This is a genomic window from Vibrio sp. PSi01 (assembly GCF_054960695.1).
In genome coordinates, this window is sequence record NZ_JBHNYN010000001.1 from 488,359 (window position 1) to 505,261 (window position 16,903).

Sequence of the window (16,903 nt, forward strand, 5' to 3'; positions counted from 1 at the left end):
TTCAAGGTCTATAGCGTGCAAGGTCTATACGGTCGAAGGTCTATAGGGTTAAAGGTCTATAAGCTCCAACGTTTATAGCTAAAAGCTTATAAGTCCAGAAGACCAAACAAAAAGCCACTCAATCGAGTGGCTTTTTTGTATCTGAGTATTCTTAATCGGCGAATGCGTTATTCCGTCACCGCTTCCTGTTTAAAGCATGGACTCTTTAATGTGTTCATCTTCTCGATTTCATTGGTTAAGCGCAACGAGAGCAGAGCTTTTTGGTTTGAAGCAAAATCAAACATCACGATGGTCGCAGTACCAACTGTCGTCAGTTTCTGTTGAGCCTTACTGACAATCGCGTATTCCATGGTGAATCGGTCGTCTTGAATGTCTGTAACACGAGAACCAATCATCAGCGTGTCTGGATAAGTGACCGGGCGGAAATATTTACAATAAGTGTCGCCAAGAACAGGGCCAACTTTGGTAATCGCCATCTCTTCCATCAGCTCGACGTGCTTGAAAAAGTCTAAGCGAGCGGTTTCGAAATAGCGAAAATATACGGCGTTATTAACGTGATTGAGTGCGTCCATTTCTCCCCAAGCGACAGGGATTTCTGTTACTACCGGGTAGTCAGATAATAGTGCTTCCATGCGAACTCTCTTATTGTTATTTACTTACCCTTCATCGGGATAAGTTGTTATTGGAATAAAAACCCTACCGTTAAATTAACAAAACTGCAACACGTGTGATTTAAGTTTTTGAAGCTTGAAACCACATAATGTCAGGGACTTAGTCTTCCATGACTTAATGACTAGCCCCTAGTTTACTTAATGATTTAAGCGTCTTTGATCTATAACTTATCGACTAAGGTGTTTGAATTGCAGCTCAACCAAGCGTTGGTACAATTCGCAGCTATTGATGAGCGACTGGTGGTCGCCGATGTCTACTAGCTGTCCTTTATCGAGTACTGCAATTTGGTCGGCGTGTTTAATTGTTGATAAACGGTGCGCGATAATGATGGTCGTTCTGCCACGCATTAATTCTTCCAAAGCTTGTTGAACATGATGTTCACTTTCGCTGTCTAGCGCACTGGTTGCTTCATCCAATAATAGAATATTCGGATCTTTTAAGATGGCTCGTGCGATGGCAATACGCTGACGCTGACCGCCAGACAATCTCACGCCACGTTCACCAAGAAAGCTGTGATAGCCTTCAGGTAAGTTCTGAATGAACTCGTGCGCATGCGCTTTTTTCGCCGCCTCGATAACTTGCTCGTCCGTTGCTTCTGGGTTTCCGTATCGGATGTTATGGAACACATCGTTACTGAACAGGGCGGGTTGCTGAGGAACTAACGCCATCTGCTTTCTTAATTCGTTCGGATCAAACTGATTCAGTTCAACACCGCCTAACGTTACTTTACCCACTTGTGGGTCGTAGAAACGTTGCAGCAGTTCGAATAGGGTGGTTTTACCTGCGCCAGACGGGCCAACCAATGCCAATACTTTACCTTCATGGGCCGTTAGCGTGAGGTTGCTTGTTGCGGGCTGGTCCGGCCTTGATGGGTAACAGAAAGTCACATCATCAAAAGCGACTTCTGGTGTCACGTTATCCAGTGACATTGGGTTATCTACAGGCGCAACAATGTGGCTTTCAACTTGTAGAATCTCGATCAAACGCTCTGTTGCGCCTGCCGCACGTTGCAATTCACCCATCACTTCAGAAATCGTACCTAGCGATGAAGCAACCATAATCGCATAGAAGACAAATGCAGCCAGATCACCCGCCGACATCGTGCCGTTAATAACGTCACTGCCGCCAACCCAAAGCATGCCTGCAATCGCGCTGAACACGATAACAATCACACCAGAGATAAGAATCGCACGCTGCTTTACGCGTTGGCGACCAATTTCGTAAGCCTTTTCTACTTCAATTGCGAATGATGCTTTCTCCTGTGCTTCTCGGCTGTAGCTTTGCACTGTTTTGATGTGTTCAATCGCTTCGCCAGCATAAGAGCCTACATCAGACATCGAATCCTGGCTTTGGCGAGAGAGAGCTCTCACACGTCGTCCGTATACCAAAATCGGGATCAAGATAAACGGAACAGAGGCCAACACGATCAGCGTTAGCTTAATGTTGGTCGCAAACAACATGATGATTGCGCCAATACACATTAGCGCGCTTCGCATCGCCATAGAAAATGACGAACCAATGATGCTTTGAAGCAGAGTTGTGTCGGTTGTGATACGCGACATGATGTCGCCACTGCCATTGGTTTCGAAGTAACTCGGGTGCAGCGTCACAACGTGGTTGAAAACCGATAGGCGAATATCCGCACTCACACGCTCCCCAACAGAAGAGACCAAATAAAAGCGGAAAAAGGTACCAATCGAGATTAATACCACGACCACCATGATGAATTGAATCGCACTGCCTAAATCTTCTAATGAACGTTGGCTAAACCCCTGATCGATAAGCAGACGAATACCGTGGCCAACAGACAGCGTTAAGCTTGCCGTAAAGATCAACGCGAGCAGAGCGGTGATCACTCTCCCTTTATAGGGTTGAATGAACTTACTTAGCTCAAACAAAATGCTGAGGCTTTTCTTCTCAGGTTTGGGTTCTGGTGCTTGTTGAGTCGATCGCTGAGTCTGTTGTTGGTTTGAGTCGAACGTAGAAGAGACATCGTTTTGCATATGACGGCCTTAGTGTGTTGTCGCTTTAAGAATGATGACTTGTCGCTGGTGCTTATCTGTTGCTAACAAATACTCGTTATTCGTTAGTACTTGTTCTGGGCAAATATCTTTTGTAGATAACGATTCGTTGTTGGTAAGTACGAGCCATTAAAGCATTTATTGCCGCGTGACGCTCCCTAGGAAACTCAATTTCCAATATTTCATATACGTGAAGTGAATAGGAGCGAGGAAACTAAAAGAAAAATTAAGCATTACCTAGTACTTAGGTTAGGCATCCCAACTGGTTATTTATCCCTGATTTTTATGCAGGCAAATTGACGCGAATACAAGAGTGTATTCATAGAGTTGATACTGAACTGTGATTTATAGAACATGAGTAAAACGTTTGCTATTTGTCCCGTTCTTCACCTTAATCAACGAGTTGCGATTTATAGATGTATGACCAGTCATTGAGACTGTTTTTTGCGCAATATTTGTTACATAAATTCAACAAAGTAGTTTTTTATACATTTATCTTGCATAAAACTTCAGTTTGAATAGAATAACCAACAAATGACAATTAATGCAGTATTGTGGCATGAGTATTCAAGTAAAGAGCATCAACAAATCATACGGTGATACCCAAGTTCTTCACGACATCAGTTTTAACTGTGAAAGCGGCGAAACCTTGGTACTGCTTGGCCCAAGTGGTGCAGGCAAGAGTTCACTACTGCGTGTTTTGAACCTACTGGAAATCGCGGACAACGGCGAATTAGACATTGCGAACGAGCAATTCGATTTTGCAGGTCAGATCCAAGAAAAACAGGGTCTGAAATTACGTCGTAAAGTCGGCATGGTGTTCCAGCAATACAACTTATGGCCACACATGACGGTAATGGAGAACTTAATTGAAGCCCCGACCAAGGTTGCAGGCTTAGACAAACAAGAAGCCATTAAACAAGCGAAAACGGTATTAACCACGTTACAGCTTGCAGACAAAGCAGACGCTTGGCCACTTCAACTCTCTGGCGGCCAACAACAGCGTGTCGCGATTGCACGTGCATTGATGATGAAGCCAGACGTGCTGATGTTTGATGAACCAACGGCAGCGCTTGATCCTGAGATTACTAACCAAGTCGTGAGCATTATTAAAGAATTGAGTGGAACGGGCATTACCCAAGTGGTCGTGACGCATGAAGTCGATTTCGCGAAGAAGATTGCTAGCCACGTTCTGTACCTAGAGAAAGGGTACATCGTCGAACACGGCACCAGCGATTCATTCGTTAATCCGCAGACACCTGAGTTTGCCGAGTATTTAACTCATTAGATTCAGCTAAAACAAGATGATTTCGTTCAAAAATAACATTTAGAAAAAACAATCAAATTATAAGAATGGCCAAAGGCCACTATCTAACAGTATTCGGAGTAACAAAATGAAAAAGATTCTACTAGCTTCACTTATCGGCCTTGCTTCTTTCAACGCAGCGGCGCAAGAAGAAATCAAATTCGCAATGGAAGCAACTTACGCACCATTCGAGTACATGGATGAGAACAACCAAATTCAAGGTTTTGACGTAGACCTAGCAAACGCACTTTGTGAAGAATTGAAAGCAACCTGTACTTTCCACAACCAAGCATTCGATAGCTTGATCCCGGCTCTTAAGTTCAAACGTTACGATGCAGCTATCTCAGCAATGGACATCACTGAAGCGCGTCTTCAACAAGTGAACTTCTCTGATGCGTACTACGACAACTCTGCAGCGTTCATCTCTATCGAAGGCAAAGTAGCAGACCAAGCGGCATTAGAAGGTAAGCGTGTTGGTGTTCAAAACGGTTCTACTCACCAGAGCTTCCTACTTGAGCAAATGACTGGCGTAACAGCGGTACCTTACTCAAGCTACCAAGATGCATTCATCGACATGAAAAATGGTCGTATCGATTCTGTATTCGGTGACACAGCCGTTGTAGCAGAATGGTTCAAGAAGCAAGACAACCTAACGTACGTTGGCGACCAAGTAACAAACCAAGAGTACTTCGGTAACGGCTTTGGTATCGCAGTAAACAAGAGCAATCAAGAACTTGTAGACCAGCTGAACACAGCACTTGCAGCCGTGAAAGCGAACGGCGAATACGACAAGATCTTCAACAAGTATTTCGGTAAGTAATATGCAGTTAACGGGTTACTCTTTAGGGCTCGTCGAAGCAAGCTGGATGACAGTTCAGCTTGCGTCCGTAAGTCTATTGGTCGGATTAGTTTTAGCGGTACTGTTTGCTGGCGGTGAAATGTCTCGTCGTATTGCAATCAAATGGCCGACAACCGCGTTCGTGACTATCGTACGTGGTCTACCAGAAATTTTGGTGGTTCTGTTTATCTACTTTGGCTCAACACAAGTGCTTTTTATGATCACTGGTGACTTTGTTGAAGTTAGCCCGTTCTTATCTGGAGTTGTTGCACTGTCACTTATCTTCGCTTCTTACGCTTCACAAACCATTCGTGGTGCATTGAAAGCAGTAAGTAAAGGGCAGAGAGAAGCGGCGAGTGCATTGGGTATTCCTCAATCTCGCGCCTTCTTCAGAGTTGTATTGCCACAAGCAGTAAGACACTCACTACCAGGTTTAACGAACCAATGGTTGGTTCTATTAAAAGACACCGCATTGGTTTCACTGATTGGCGTAACCGATCTATTGAAACAAGCACAATTAACATCTGCAGCAACGCACGAAGCATTCACTTGGTACGCGACAGCAGCAGCAATCTACTTGGTCATCACTTTAATCACACAAAGATTAGTAAAAGTGATTGATGGTAAGTTCTCTATTCAAGGTTTGGGTAGCAAAGGGGCAATGGCATGAATCAACAATACCTCTCTCAAATGCTTGAAGGCTTGGCGACCAGTCTTCAACTGACAGGTGCTTCATTGCTTGTTGGTTGTATTTTGTCATTGCTGATGACAGTAACGTTAATCTTAAGAATACCTGCGATTCACTGGTTAACTCGTGGCATCATTACGCTGTTCACCGGCACACCATTATTGGTTCAAATCTTCTTGGTGTATTACGGTCCGGGTCAATTCGATTGGATTCGTGAAAGCTTCCTGTGGACATGGTTAAGCCAACCTTGGTTCTGCGCGATGTTAGCATTAGCTTTGAACACCGCAGCGTACAGCACGCTACTATTCAGAGGCGCATTCAACGCGATTCCTTCTGGGCAATGGGAAGCATGTCGTGCGCTAGGTATGGACAAAATCGCAACGCTTAAAGTGTTACTGCCATACGCACTGCGCCGCGCGGTTCCTGCTTATTCAAACGAAGTGATTTTAGTCTTCAAAGGCACCTCACTGGCAAGCACCATCACCATCATGGATTTGATGGGCTACGCTCAGCGTATCAACGGCCAAACCTACGACACGCTCACCGTGTTCGGTATTGCTGGCGCATTCTACTTAGCCGTGAACGGTGTATTAACGCTGATCTTCCGCCAAGTAGAGAAGAAAGCCCTCGCATTCGAAGCGGTATAAGCTAACTACTCACAAGCTTAACTAACGTATAAAGCCTGCCATTTATGTTCACATAGATGGCAGGCTTTTTTGTGTTTGGGGTAGGTGTAGGGGTACTGCGATTATATACAGTTTAGTGCGGTTTTCGCTAAAATCATACTATATAGAAATATTCTGCATTTTATCATTCAATGAGTTTATCTATGTTTTAAGTCACTGAAATGCGGTGATTAATCATGGTAGAGTTCTGACCATATGAAACTAGATAGAATGATTCTGTATTTAAATGCAGAATTTTTCTGTCTAATATAGCTGTTATATGCCAGGTGTTTTTAATGTTAGATAGAAGCTCTCTACTGAGAGAATTAAAAGAACAATTTCCTGAATTAACTCCCTTGATCAATGTAGAACAAGGTTTGCTAGTTTTTGAGGTTGAAGCTTTTTACAAATACACTCAGTCATTAATAAATGACGGTCACGTTGAAAAAGTTAAATTGTGTTTCAGCATCGCCAACAAGTATCTAATTAACGGCAATCAAAAAGTTAGATCTGCAATTGCTACTAGTTATGCTGAATGCCTAGATTTTAATGATACGAAAAAGTTAAATAGAAGTTGGGCTTGGGAACTCTATCCAAAACCATTGAAAAAAGAATATGCCATTGTTCGTGGAGAATTAGGCATATAACAAGCGCTTTAAACGGAACAAAAACAGTTGGCTTTGTTTCGTGCCTCAACAATTATAGCCAACTACTTTTGTCCGCTTAAGCGGGCGTTATGTTTTTTCATCAAAAATTTGGAGATCATCGAGTGAGTAGAAAAAGAGTTTCAAAAGGACAGATAATTCAGAAGAAAGATGAAAAAGTTATTAACGTTCTTTTGACCTTGCAACCAAGTGTATCAGCGGACAATTTTGTTGAAAAATTCAAAGAAGTTTACCCTGATGACTGGAAGCGGGTCATAAAAAGATTTAATGAACATGAACGGCTAACTAAAGATGGTAAAAGCCACCCAATGGCTCACCCACACCAATATATGTTAAACGCTTCTAAAAAAATTAGAGAGCAATACGCGAATGGTAAAGATTTAAATGAGCTTTTAATTGAAATCAATACTCCTAAACCTAAATTCACAGAAGAAACACCTCCAAAACTTGAACAGTGGATTAAGCAATTGCAGGACAGAAGCAGTTATGAAAATAGAATTGATGCCATTAACAAGCTTGGTAAGTTCAAATGTAATGAAGTAATCGAAGCTTTTATGACTGCGATGGACTCAGATCTAGTAAACGAGGTAAGAGACACTGCTTTTCAGCGCCTAGTACGTTTTGGTGTAGATGTGACTAAACCTAAAAAAGCAAAGGTATATGCAGATCCCGAATTAACACAAAAACTTATTGAGGTAGCCGATAGTTTGAAAGTTGGGTTCGCATATGAACGCTTTGAGTCACGATTTCGCTCTAAGTTTCCAGAAGAGTTTGACCTGCAAAAATATACTAAGAAAAATCGTTTCAAATCTTGGTTAAAAAAACAAATGGCTCAGTTACCAAAAACATAACAAGGCATTTAAACGGAACAAAAACAGTGGGTTACGTTTCGCTTCGCTACACATTTTAACCCACTATTTTTGTCCGCTTAATGCGGCGTTATGTGTTTGAGTGGGAAGTGTTGTTATGCATACATATTTACATAATGAAAAATTAGATGCGATAAATTCGAGAATTGCACCTCGACTCAGAGAGTTATACCTTTGCGCTAAGGTGAGTGAACATATGTCACTTAATAGTGAGAGTTTTGAGTCAACGAATATGTCAATTGGCAGTCTCGATTTTGACTTTGGTACTGAGCATCGTAGTTTAACCGATCCTATTTTAGATTCTGGAATTACGATGGTTAGAGTTATGATTCAATTTTTAGGATTTACTATTTGGCCTTCAGATAGAGAATTGCATAGACCAACAGTAAGGGAAAATAATGTGGTAATTGAAAGTTTCGGGTTGCCTCAGCTTTCTTCAGACCCCAGTGATGCTAATTATATATTCAATGGTTTAAGTATTGATGAAATAGAAGCTATTACGGAAACTGTGCTAAAAACAAATGATGGCGTTGCTCACTTAACTGCAAACCAAACTAAAGATATTTCTTTGCAAGACTTAGCTTTGGCTTGCCACGCGATAATTAAAGTTGTTAATTGTAAATTGGTAATTCCACTCGGTCTTGAAAAAATTGAATTCTCTTTTTGAACACACATAACAAATGCATCAACACGATTTGCTACACTCGGCGTTGTCAGTTTGCCTTTAGTTTCAGTGATTAAGGCAGTCAAATTCAGTTGAGTCTGTATCGTAGCAAACGTGTTATGCAGGCGTTATACAGCTACGAATTAGGAGTAATCTTTGGATATACATGTATTTACAGACGAAAGGCTGAAATTTGCTCGTTTCTTTTATTCAGAGGGAGTCAAGCCTTTCAAATCAATCATAAGCCTCATAGAAAATGAACAAGAACCATATGTTCCAACATATGATGAGTCTGGTGAGCCTCAATATATTTATGAATGGATTCAAGCTCAAGATGGCATTGAAGCTGTCGGTTTGGCTTCTTTGTCGATGCTATCATCAGCATTGCAACTATACATGAATGGGTGGCTTGATCGTCAAGAAGCCCCTAAAGGTGTTGAAGCCGTTTCAAGAAAAGGAAACAAAGGTTGGTTTCATGCATTGAAAGACGGAATCGCTTCTCATGGCGTGGATTTTACTCAATGCCCAATAGATGTTGATGTGCTTGAACAGCTAGTCTTAGCCCGCAATAGAACGCAACATAGTGAGGATATTACCTCAAATTCAGTAACCCACCTAAAACGAGATCTAGATAAGTTTCAATCTCATGTATTTGTAAAATCTGCTGATGTACCAAAGGTAAATGCAGGGTTTAACTGGGTTCGTGTTCATGTTGATGAAAGTAACTTTAATCAAGCAATAGATGCAATAGAGGTGTTTTGCACATGGCTTGAAAAACAGCATTGGCAGTAACCGCTGTATAACAATCTGTTTAAGAGTGATTCGCAACGCGTGGCATTTTTACTATGCGTTGGTTTCAGTGTTTAAGGTGGTATGCGGTAGCATCGGTATTGCGTTGCTCACACCTTAACAGGGCGTTATGCCTAAAAGTGAATTTTCAACGGAGTTTATAATGGACTGGATTATCGCAAATAAAGAGTGGTTATTTAGTGGTATAGCAATTTCTATTCCTCTAGCAATCATAGGCTGGCTACTTTCTAACCGTAGTCAAAAGCAAGTGCAAAAAGGCGGAAAAAACTCTACAAATATTCAAGTTGGTGGAAGTGTCAATATCAGCTCTAAGGGAAAAAATGAATAAGCAAGTGCAAAAAGGCGGAGCGAACTCTACGAACTTTCAAGTAGAGGAATTAAATGTTGTTCAAGGATTAAGTTACCCCGAAGTTAGGCAGGTCGCTATTGACGTTTTTAAAGCTAATTTCTACGAACTGGCAGGTGAAGCGAAGGTCATAGCAGCTGAGCGAGCAGAGCAAGTCACAGAAGACTTTCTAAACAAATTACAAAAAGAAAACCCTCATGGGTTTACTAAGTCACAGGATCCTGATTTTCAGCATGCACTGTTCACCGTACAAAAGGAATATGCTCGAACTGGTGATGAAGACCTTGGTGACTTACTCGTTGATCTACTGGTTGATCGAAGTAAGCAAGAACAAAGAGACATCTTACAAATAGTACTGAATGAATCACTTTCTATCGCACCTAAGTTGACTAAAGATCAACTCTCTGCCCTTGCGATAAATTTCTTGTTTAGGTACACACAAAACTATGCTGTTGGTAATCATCAGTTATTGGGTGACTATTTTGATAAACATGTACAGCCATTCTCAAGCAGTCTGCCTAAAAACTCAGCATCTTATCAACATCTTCAGTTCTCAGGGTGTGGGTCTGTAAGTATGGGTTCAATTTCACTTGAACAGATCATTGGTGAAACATATCAAGGACTATTCCTTAAAGGGTTTGATATTCAAGAAATTGCAAATAGGGAGATCTCTATTGGGCAAAGTCACGACTTTTTTATACCGTGTTTGAATGATCGTGAAAAATGGCAAGTTAGAGCTAACTCTAAAGAAATCCTTGAAAAGAAAATGGAAACGTTGAATGTCCCACAAACGGATAGACCAAAAATCTTGGCTCTTTTTAATCAGGGGAAAATGAATAATCAAGAAATTAAGAGTAAATGCATAGAAATAAGGCCATATATGGAAAATGTATTTGATGTTTGGGCTGATTCTGACATGCAGAGCTTTAGCCTTACAAGCGTTGGCATTTCAATCGGTCACGCTAATTTAAAAAGGCTAGTTGGAGAGTTTGCTAATTTGTCTATATGGATAAATTAGGCATAACAAGTTGCTTAAGAGTGATTCTGTAGTTGACCCGATCTAATGGACACCTTCAATTGTAATTGGAGGTGATTATGCCAGCTTATAAATCAGGTAAAAAAACTCAACAATATCTTACGGAATTTAAGGTAACTGCTGTCCGACTTTCGCTTCGAGAAGGAGCTACAGTTAAAAGCGTGGCGCTATCATTAGATATCCACCCTTATATGCTTTCTAAATGGCGAAAGGACTATAGAGAAGGGGTTATTATGGAAGATAAACGTAAGAAAAGGACTCAGATCCCGAGCCAGAAAACTGAGTCTAGTCGGATTGCAGAGCTCGAACGTCAGAACGAACAACTTAAGCTCGAGAATGACTTGCTAAAAAAGTGGCAACGATTCGTTGCCCAAGAAAATCGACAAAATTCCGATTCATAGCCCATTACAAAACACGTTATTCCATTGTATTGATGTGCCGTTTTCTATCTGTTTCTAAGTCGGGTTACTACGCATGGCTTGATAGAGAACCAAGCCGCTACGATCAAGAAGAGCAGGCTTTGAAGAAGCGTATAATTAAAGTGTTTACCCAGAGTCGAGAGACTTACGGCAGCCCACGAGTTCATGCAGAACTGAGGCGCCAAGGAGTTTTGGTTAGCCGCAAGCGTGTGGCTCGGATCATGAGAGAGCAAGGGCTAAGAGCACGAAGTTATCGCATTTACATGAAAATGGCCAAGCTACATCGGTTCTATCAATCGATTAAGAATATTAAAAAAGACACACCAAAACCAACGGCAGTTAATCAACAGTGGTCTGGAGATCTAACGTATATCAGGCAAGGCAAACGTTGGATGTATCTAGCGGTCGTTATTGATCTTTACTCGTGTAAAGTCGTCGGTTGGTCGCTTGGTAGTAAGAAGAGTACACAACTAACGATGAGTTCGCTGAGAATGGCCATTAGAAATCGAAAGCCACAAGAGCGCCTGTTATTTCATACTGACAGAGGCTCTGAATATCGAGCCCATGAAGTTCAAGCTTTACTATCAAAAAATGGAATTGTCCCAAGCATGAATCGCCCAGGTCATTGTACTGATAATGCAGAGGTGGAGTCGTTCTTCCATACGCTCAAAGGCGACATGATTAGGAAAAATAGCTTTAAAAGTGAGAAGCAGCTTAGAGATAAACTTGTCGGTTATATCCAGCATTTTTATAACCGTTATAGACTGCACTCAAGTCTTGGATATCGAAGCCCGCATGAATATGAAGTCATGACGGGTTAATGAAGATAGGGTGTCCATTTTATCGGGTGAAGATCATTCGCAACGCTTGGTATTTTCGCTTCGCTCAAGTATAGCCAAGCGTCGATCACACCTTAAGCGGGCGTTAGGTCTAAGGAGTTGTTATCAACAGATTACTAGTGTTGGCGGGAGTGTTTGTCGCATTTATCGCACATAGCACCCCAGTAAGTTCAGAATATTGCTCTGAGACAGTTATTCAATCAAATAGATTGGAAGCAGGTCAGATGGTTAGAGTTCAACAAGGAAAGCTAAGGGTCAATGTCTACAGACGGAGTGAGATAGAAATTGCTAAGGCAAAGAAACATGTTGGTGGCAGTTTCGATGAACGATACCCCTCTTGGTGGCCTAAAGATAAATACCCACTTAACTATTTTTCCGTAGCAGAGCGTTCAGTTGTTCCAGAGTATTTTGTCTTTTGGGACCGCAGCCCTATTAACGGTGCGATAATAACTCTGATTAATCCAGAATGGTACGATGAATCAGAAGACCTGAGTTATCTAGGCGATAAGTGGCAATCTGGCCTTATCGATTACGAAAATCAAGTGTACTACGACACGACAGGTAGACCCGTTAAATGGGGAGCTAAATCAAAAGGTTTGGAGTTGTCAAAACTGCCATTGCTTATTCCTAACCACGAATATGACAAAAAAACAGGAAACATACGACTCCTTTGCCAATAAACCTAATAAGCATTTAAGCAGACTGTCAACGCTTGGCATTTTTAACTCGGTTTAGCTTCAGTGATTCAGGTGGTAAGTTTGAGTGTATTGGTAGCGTTGTCAGCTACTTAATTGGGCTCGATGGACTCCCTCTTTTGTCAACAATAGCGCCCGCTGACAACCGTGGATCGGACAGCAGCTCTACATTCGGTGTTTAATCGGAACCGTTCGGTCACTTTGATGATATTCGTTGATGCCTGCCTCATTCGTCAAACAGTATTTATTATTTCCCAATTAAACAGGTTTAGGTTTCTCGGTCTAGGCGACCCCGTCTGGTCGTATTGTCATCATGTGATATTGCTTTGACTCGGTGAGTGTTAACCGTTTACATAGTTATTCTTGTACTCTTTTCCTGTTGTTAATCATGCCCATATTATACGAGCATTCTTTGCTGCTAGGGCGACAGCTGCTCGTTTATAGCCTCGTCGTTCAACGAGTTGATTTAACCAAATACTGTTGCGATCGGTTTTCTCTTTACATCGTGCAATAACAGTTCTTACGCTATGAATAAGTAGAGTGCGAATGTGTTTTTCGCCTCTTTTGCTAATGCGACCAAGATGGACATGATCACCTGTTGAGTATTGTCTTGGAACCAACTCTATCCAAGCGGCAAATTGGCGGCTAGAGCCAAATTGTTTGGCGTCATTTACGGTCTCGACACTGGCACTGTGTTCATCGACTCCTGGAATATCCATATCCATCAGGGCTTTGGCTGAAGCCATCTCAGGGACTAAACCAGAGACTCTGCGATCATAGTGCAGTATTTCTAGGTTAAGGTATTAAATCTTGTTCGATAGATCTTGAAGCAGTTCTCTCGCTCAAAGGTGTGCACCAGAGCAAGTCTCGATGCAAATGAGGCAGAGCGGTAACTTAGCGAATGTGTCTAAGATTTTGTTTTTTTAACAGTTTTGCGTAGGATGCACTTGCCATATGCATCAACGATGTGAATACTAAACGCATTCTTGTCGAGGTCACGTCAATAGTTTGAATGGTGGGTATAGTAACTTCTAGTTCTTAAGCGTGTACTAAATAAGTATGCCACACAGAGTGTCAGGTAGAAGGAGTCTATATCATTCGTTATATTTTTTATCGAGAATTATATGAAAAAATTATTGTTATCAACTACTGCTTTAATAATGGTCGCTGGTTGCCAGTCTACACCGGTTCAGAATGAAGAAACGACAATAGCTGATGTGTTAAAAGCTTCAGTTAACGCAATTAACAAAATTGCACCACAAATGGTTGATAGTGAGACCCGAATTGATAGTTCGTATGCAGTTGAAAATAAGTTGGTGTATAAATACACCTTGATAAATTGCAGCGTGGATGATTTCGATACTGAAAAAGCCCAAGAAATAATTACTAAGCAAGTAACCGGTTTTGTTTGTACTTCGCCAGGGATGGAATATTTTGTAGATAATGCTATCGATATTTCTTACCATTACTACGATAAAGATAGTAAATACATCACGGAAGCTAATGTGAAAACGGCTGACTGTTCAAAAATCTAACAAGTCACTCAAAAACGGAAAGATTACTGTTAGCTCTCGCTTGTGCTCGCACATTTTAGCCAACCGTATTTTTTCGCCTAGCTTAGCGCTATAAATGAGGCGGTGTAATGGTTATTAAAGCGGTTAAAGCACAGTATCGATTACCGATGAAATATCAAAAAATCACGTCTTATGTTGGCTTTTTTGGTGTAATTTTGGGCATCTTCTTCTGTATTAAATCAAGCATGCTGTTAACAGGTTGGTTTGGCGTTGATCTTAATTTACCGTTAAGCCAATTAGATGGTTCAGAGTATGGTGTTTATCAATTTCTAGGTTCACAGATCTTAGTGCTAGTATTGTCGGTGTATGCCGGTGTTGTATGTGTCGCGAGTGTTTTTTCTTTAGTAATGTGCCTTTTAGGCAAGTTTAGTTTACGTGAAGCAATTAGTTATACGTTGTTCTCTAAATTTCCTAAGGCATGGATGAATCCATACTCAAATTTATAACAAATCATTTAAGTAGATTCTCAACGCTTGGCATTTAAGGTTTAAATCAGCTTTAGGGATTACGGCACAATTAAGCACCACATAAGTGTGGCAGATCCCCCCCTGTAGGGCGAATCCATGTCATTCGTTATGTTAATGGAGGTTAAAATGTCTTCTGTACCAAGAAATAAGGATGAATTGGAGCTAGCTATAAACTCGATATTTCCGAAACTCATGGCTGATTATCGTTCAACTCCAGAAAGGAAAGTTCGTACATTTGGAGTAGAGGGGAACGTCAAAGGTACAACCATTAGCGTTAGTGATACAGCGGCTTACTTGATTGGTTGGGGTAAGCTCGTTCTTAAATGGCATCACCAAAGATCTCAGCATCAACAGGTAGATTTCCCGGAAACTGGTTACAAATGGAACCAATTAGGCCCACTCGCCGAAAGCTTCCACGAGGAGTATCGTGATTGGAAATACGATGATTTACTCATTGAACTTGAGTCGACGGTTAACGAGATACTTTTACTCATTTCAAGCTTAAGTGACCATGATTTGTATGGTGTTGCGTGGTATGAACAATGGACTTTGGGGCGCATGATTCAGTTTAATACGTCATCACCTATGAAAAACATACGTACTAAAGTTCGGCGTTTCAACCGAGAATTCACATAACAAGTAGTAAAGCAGAACGTCAATGCTTGGTATTTTACGATACGTTGGGTTTTGTGTTTACAATGGTAGGTTTAGGAGTATTGAAAATGTTTTTTTCTAGTTCATATCAACCCTTAGTTAATGGCACTCATTTGTGTGAAGAGTTGGCTAGGTTTTTATCCAAAAACAAAAGTAACTTTGAACAGAAACTAGTTCCAGATCTGTCTCACATAGATCATATGGCTCACAATGTTAATGGTATTGAAGTTGTAAAGATTTCTTACGTGAGTTCCAATCAATATCAACTCGACTATTCATACGATTGGGAAGTCTATCGTGGTTGCTCTGACATGAATGACGCTGGTATCGAGCATGGAAGGGTACTGTTTGTCCTCAATGATAACGGTTCCATTGAAATTGATTTCCCTGAATATGAAGAGCGTGATACATGTGATGAATTTTAGTACTGACAAACGGTTTATAAGCACTTGTTAACATCGGAGTTTAGATGGAAAGTGAAAGATTAAAATTGGAACCTCCTTCCTTAAATTATATCGATGCTATGTATGGAGTCATTGAGGAATGTAAGCAAGATCTCTCCCAGTTTTTGCCTTGGGTTTCAGGCTTATTATCTAAACAAACTTTAGAAGATAACACTAAAGAAGCAATGGTGAATTTTGCCAGCTGTACTGGTGAATTTTGGTTTAATATCATTGAAAAGAAAACAGGGTTGTTTATCGGCGTTGTAGGTTTTATTGCCAGAGATAAATCCGTACCATATTTTGAAATTGGCTATTGGTTACAAACTTCAAAAACTGGTTTTGGCTACATAACTGAAGCTGTTGGTTTGGTTGAACAATACGCTTTTCATGACTTATTAGCACTACGATTAGAAATTAGAATGGCAGCGTCAAACCTTAAGAGTCAGGCTGTTGCAAAGCGTTGTGGTTATGAGGCTGAAGCAACACTAATTAACTCTAGGCGACTGCCGTCAGGTGAGATCGATAGCACGATGATTTATGCTAAAACGCGATGCTAACAAGCCATTTGATCAATCCAAGCAGACAGCCAACACGTGGTATTTTAAATTCCAAATTTGTTCAGAACTCACATTGAATTTCAAAACAAGGCGTTATATCGTTTTCTAAGTTCATCGTTTTAAAGGATTAGACATGATTAAGCTCAGACCAATGACCTCAAGTGAATATCCAGCTTATTGTGATTATTTTATTGATGATTACAGTCGTGAAATTGTTGAAAACTATGGTCATTCATTGGATAGGGCGATTGAATTGGCTAATCAGGATCTTCTTCGTAGTTTTCCAAATGGTTTAGAAACTAACGATCATGCGTTGTTGTGCGTTGAATCGGGTTCAGAATTGGTTGGTTATTTGTGGCATTCAATTAATGCAGCTGACAAATCCACGTTTATTTATGACTTCTTTATTTTTCCAAACTTCCGTAATAATGGTTACGGAAAATTGGCAATCTCTGTTCTTGAATCGCAATTGAAATCGGTTGGTATTGAACAGATAAAGCTGAGAGTCGCTTACCAAAATCAGAGAGCGTTAAAGCTGTATCAAGAAATTGGCTTTGCTATTTCTGGCTACAATATGTCAAAGAAAATAGTCACTTAACATTCTCGAGATAGCACACCCACCCAATTTGCGACCTTCGCCACTCTAGGCTACTTTTGGTTTACCGCGTTGAGTGG

20 protein-coding genes and 1 pseudogene are annotated in these 16,903 nt (G+C 40.9%); 18 read left to right on the forward strand and 3 right to left on the reverse strand.

The genetic code is table 11. The features are described 5' to 3' along the window. Positions 1-167 precede the first annotated feature (167 nt). On the reverse strand, positions 168-632 hold the full coding sequence (locus tag ACFI6G_RS02190) for an acyl-CoA thioesterase (RefSeq protein WP_010441044.1): 465 nt from the start codon (positions 630-632) through the stop codon (positions 168-170). Between the two features lie 207 nt (positions 633-839). Continuing rightward, on the reverse strand, positions 840-2,675 hold the full coding sequence (locus ACFI6G_RS02195; protein WP_016784449.1) for an ABC transporter ATP-binding protein/permease: 1,836 nt from the start codon (positions 2,673-2,675) through the stop codon (positions 840-842). 577 nt (positions 2,676-3,252) lie between these two features. On the opposite strand from ACFI6G_RS02195, the gene artP reads away from it, so the two are divergent. The 12 genes from artP (at position 3,253) to ACFI6G_RS02255 (ending at position 12,518) form a co-directional block, all read left to right on the forward strand. Further along, complete coding sequence (gene artP, locus ACFI6G_RS02200; protein WP_032546671.1) at positions 3,253-3,981, forward strand: arginine ABC transporter ATP-binding protein ArtP; 729 nt, start codon at positions 3,253-3,255, stop codon at positions 3,979-3,981. Positions 3,982-4,087: 106 nt separating this feature from the next. After that, positions 4,088-4,819 (forward strand): lysine/arginine/ornithine ABC transporter substrate-binding protein, encoded by a 732-nt coding sequence (locus ACFI6G_RS02205; RefSeq protein ID WP_016769264.1) that lies wholly within the window; start codon positions 4,088-4,090, stop codon positions 4,817-4,819. Position 4,820: 1 nt separating this feature from the next. Then, the gene (artQ, locus tag ACFI6G_RS02210; protein WP_102386532.1) at positions 4,821-5,507 is read left to right on the forward strand and encodes an arginine ABC transporter permease ArtQ; all 687 of its coding nucleotides are present in this window, start codon (positions 4,821-4,823) and stop codon (positions 5,505-5,507) included. Continuing rightward, positions 5,504-6,172 carry an arginine ABC transporter permease ArtM gene (artM, locus tag ACFI6G_RS02215; RefSeq protein ID WP_102315667.1) on the forward strand — a complete coding sequence of 223 codons (669 nt, stop codon included), beginning with the start codon at positions 5,504-5,506 and terminating at the stop codon, positions 6,170-6,172. Before artQ ends, artM begins: the two co-directional genes overlap by 4 nt. A gap of 314 nt (positions 6,173-6,486) precedes the next feature. After that, positions 6,487-6,837, forward strand: a complete 351-nt coding sequence (locus ACFI6G_RS02220) for a DUF7674 family protein (protein ID WP_102386531.1) — start codon at positions 6,487-6,489, stop codon at positions 6,835-6,837. Between the two features lie 89 nt (positions 6,838-6,926). Beyond that, positions 6,927-7,706, forward strand: coding sequence for a HEAT repeat domain-containing protein (locus ACFI6G_RS02225; RefSeq protein ID WP_198591283.1), 780 nt, complete (start codon positions 6,927-6,929; stop codon positions 7,704-7,706). Between the two features lie 115 nt (positions 7,707-7,821). Further along, positions 7,822-8,391, forward strand: a complete 570-nt coding sequence (locus ACFI6G_RS02230) for a hypothetical protein (protein WP_133126502.1) — start codon at positions 7,822-7,824, stop codon at positions 8,389-8,391. Between the two features lie 153 nt (positions 8,392-8,544). Then, on the forward strand, positions 8,545-9,180 hold the full coding sequence (locus tag ACFI6G_RS02235) for a hypothetical protein (protein WP_102315665.1): 636 nt from the start codon (positions 8,545-8,547) through the stop codon (positions 9,178-9,180). Between the two features lie 160 nt (positions 9,181-9,340). Continuing rightward, entirely contained in the window at positions 9,341-9,526 is a 186-nt protein-coding gene (locus ACFI6G_RS02240; RefSeq protein ID WP_102315664.1) for a hypothetical protein, read from the forward strand. Beyond that, positions 9,519-10,562 (forward strand): LPO_1073/Vpar_1526 family protein, encoded by a 1,044-nt coding sequence (locus tag ACFI6G_RS02245; RefSeq protein ID WP_102315663.1) that lies wholly within the window; start codon positions 9,519-9,521, stop codon positions 10,560-10,562. Before ACFI6G_RS02240 ends, ACFI6G_RS02245 begins: the two co-directional genes overlap by 8 nt. A 77-nt stretch (positions 10,563-10,639) precedes the next feature. Continuing rightward, a protein-coding gene (locus ACFI6G_RS02250; protein WP_102457063.1) for an IS3 family transposase occupies positions 10,640-11,820 on the forward strand; the annotation gives its coding sequence in 2 pieces (ribosomal slippage) (positions 10,640-10,925 and positions 10,925-11,820; 1,182 coding nt in all). Between the two features lie 137 nt (positions 11,821-11,957). After that, positions 11,958-12,518 (forward strand): hypothetical protein, encoded by a 561-nt coding sequence (locus ACFI6G_RS02255; protein WP_016799005.1) that lies wholly within the window; start codon positions 11,958-11,960, stop codon positions 12,516-12,518. A 401-nt stretch (positions 12,519-12,919) separates the two neighbouring features. Here the strand turns inward: ACFI6G_RS02255 and ACFI6G_RS02260 are convergent. Continuing rightward, a pseudogene (locus ACFI6G_RS02260) lies at positions 12,920-13,375 on the reverse strand (transposase); the annotation flags it as partial. 282 nt (positions 13,376-13,657) lie between these two features. On the opposite strand from ACFI6G_RS02260, the gene ACFI6G_RS02265 reads away from it, so the two are divergent. The 6 genes from ACFI6G_RS02265 to ACFI6G_RS02290 all read left to right on the forward strand — a co-directional run bounded on the left by ACFI6G_RS02265 (position 13,658) and on the right by ACFI6G_RS02290 (position 16,826). Next, positions 13,658-14,068 (forward strand): hypothetical protein, encoded by a 411-nt coding sequence (locus ACFI6G_RS02265; protein WP_462710116.1) that lies wholly within the window; start codon positions 13,658-13,660, stop codon positions 14,066-14,068. 107 nt (positions 14,069-14,175) lie between these two features. Continuing rightward, on the forward strand, positions 14,176-14,553 hold the full coding sequence (locus tag ACFI6G_RS02270; protein ID WP_016768474.1) for a hypothetical protein: 378 nt from the start codon (positions 14,176-14,178) through the stop codon (positions 14,551-14,553). Positions 14,554-14,700: 147 nt separating this feature from the next. Next, on the forward strand, positions 14,701-15,210 hold the full coding sequence (locus ACFI6G_RS02275; RefSeq protein ID WP_065612501.1) for a ClbS/DfsB family four-helix bundle protein: 510 nt from the start codon (positions 14,701-14,703) through the stop codon (positions 15,208-15,210). Between the two features lie 86 nt (positions 15,211-15,296). Continuing rightward, entirely contained in the window at positions 15,297-15,653 is a 357-nt protein-coding gene (locus tag ACFI6G_RS02280; protein WP_016789330.1) for a hypothetical protein, read from the forward strand. 44 nt (positions 15,654-15,697) lie between these two features. Next, the gene (locus ACFI6G_RS02285; protein ID WP_016793282.1) at positions 15,698-16,228 is read left to right on the forward strand and encodes a GNAT family N-acetyltransferase; all 531 of its coding nucleotides are present in this window, start codon (positions 15,698-15,700) and stop codon (positions 16,226-16,228) included. A 133-nt stretch (positions 16,229-16,361) separates the two neighbouring features. After that, positions 16,362-16,826, forward strand: coding sequence for a GNAT family N-acetyltransferase (locus ACFI6G_RS02290; RefSeq protein ID WP_010440995.1), 465 nt, complete (start codon positions 16,362-16,364; stop codon positions 16,824-16,826). The last annotated feature ends 77 nt before the right edge of the window (positions 16,827-16,903 follow it).

Coding starts and splice junctions, on each gene's coding strand:
- ACFI6G_RS02245 (WP_102315663.1), top strand. CDS start 9,519: ATGAATAAGCAAGTGCAAAAAGGCGGAGCGAACTCTACGAACTTTCAA.
- ACFI6G_RS02285 (WP_016793282.1), top strand. CDS start 15,698: ATGGAAAGTGAAAGATTAAAATTGGAACCTCCTTCCTTAAATTATATC.
- ACFI6G_RS02275 (WP_065612501.1), top strand. CDS start 14,701: ATGTCTTCTGTACCAAGAAATAAGGATGAATTGGAGCTAGCTATAAAC.
- ACFI6G_RS02265 (WP_462710116.1), top strand. CDS start 13,658: ATGAAAAAATTATTGTTATCAACTACTGCTTTAATAATGGTCGCTGGT.
- ACFI6G_RS02290 (WP_010440995.1), top strand. CDS start 16,362: ATGATTAAGCTCAGACCAATGACCTCAAGTGAATATCCAGCTTATTGT.
- artM (WP_102315667.1), top strand. CDS start 5,504: ATGAATCAACAATACCTCTCTCAAATGCTTGAAGGCTTGGCGACCAGT.
- ACFI6G_RS02270 (WP_016768474.1), top strand. CDS start 14,176: ATGGTTATTAAAGCGGTTAAAGCACAGTATCGATTACCGATGAAATAT.
- ACFI6G_RS02205 (WP_016769264.1), top strand. CDS start 4,088: ATGAAAAAGATTCTACTAGCTTCACTTATCGGCCTTGCTTCTTTCAAC.
- ACFI6G_RS02240 (WP_102315664.1), top strand. CDS start 9,341: ATGGACTGGATTATCGCAAATAAAGAGTGGTTATTTAGTGGTATAGCA.
- ACFI6G_RS02190 (WP_010441044.1), bottom strand. CDS start 632: ATGGAAGCACTATTATCTGACTACCCGGTAGTAACAGAAATCCCTGTC.
- ACFI6G_RS02280 (WP_016789330.1), top strand. CDS start 15,297: ATGTTTTTTTCTAGTTCATATCAACCCTTAGTTAATGGCACTCATTTG.
- ACFI6G_RS02225 (WP_198591283.1), top strand. CDS start 6,927: ATGTTTTTTCATCAAAAATTTGGAGATCATCGAGTGAGTAGAAAAAGA.
- artP (WP_032546671.1), top strand. CDS start 3,253: ATGAGTATTCAAGTAAAGAGCATCAACAAATCATACGGTGATACCCAA.
- ACFI6G_RS02220 (WP_102386531.1), top strand. CDS start 6,487: ATGTTAGATAGAAGCTCTCTACTGAGAGAATTAAAAGAACAATTTCCT.
- ACFI6G_RS02230 (WP_133126502.1), top strand. CDS start 7,822: ATGCATACATATTTACATAATGAAAAATTAGATGCGATAAATTCGAGA.
- ACFI6G_RS02195 (WP_016784449.1), bottom strand. CDS start 2,675: ATGCAAAACGATGTCTCTTCTACGTTCGACTCAAACCAACAACAGACT.
- artQ (WP_102386532.1), top strand. CDS start 4,821: ATGCAGTTAACGGGTTACTCTTTAGGGCTCGTCGAAGCAAGCTGGATG.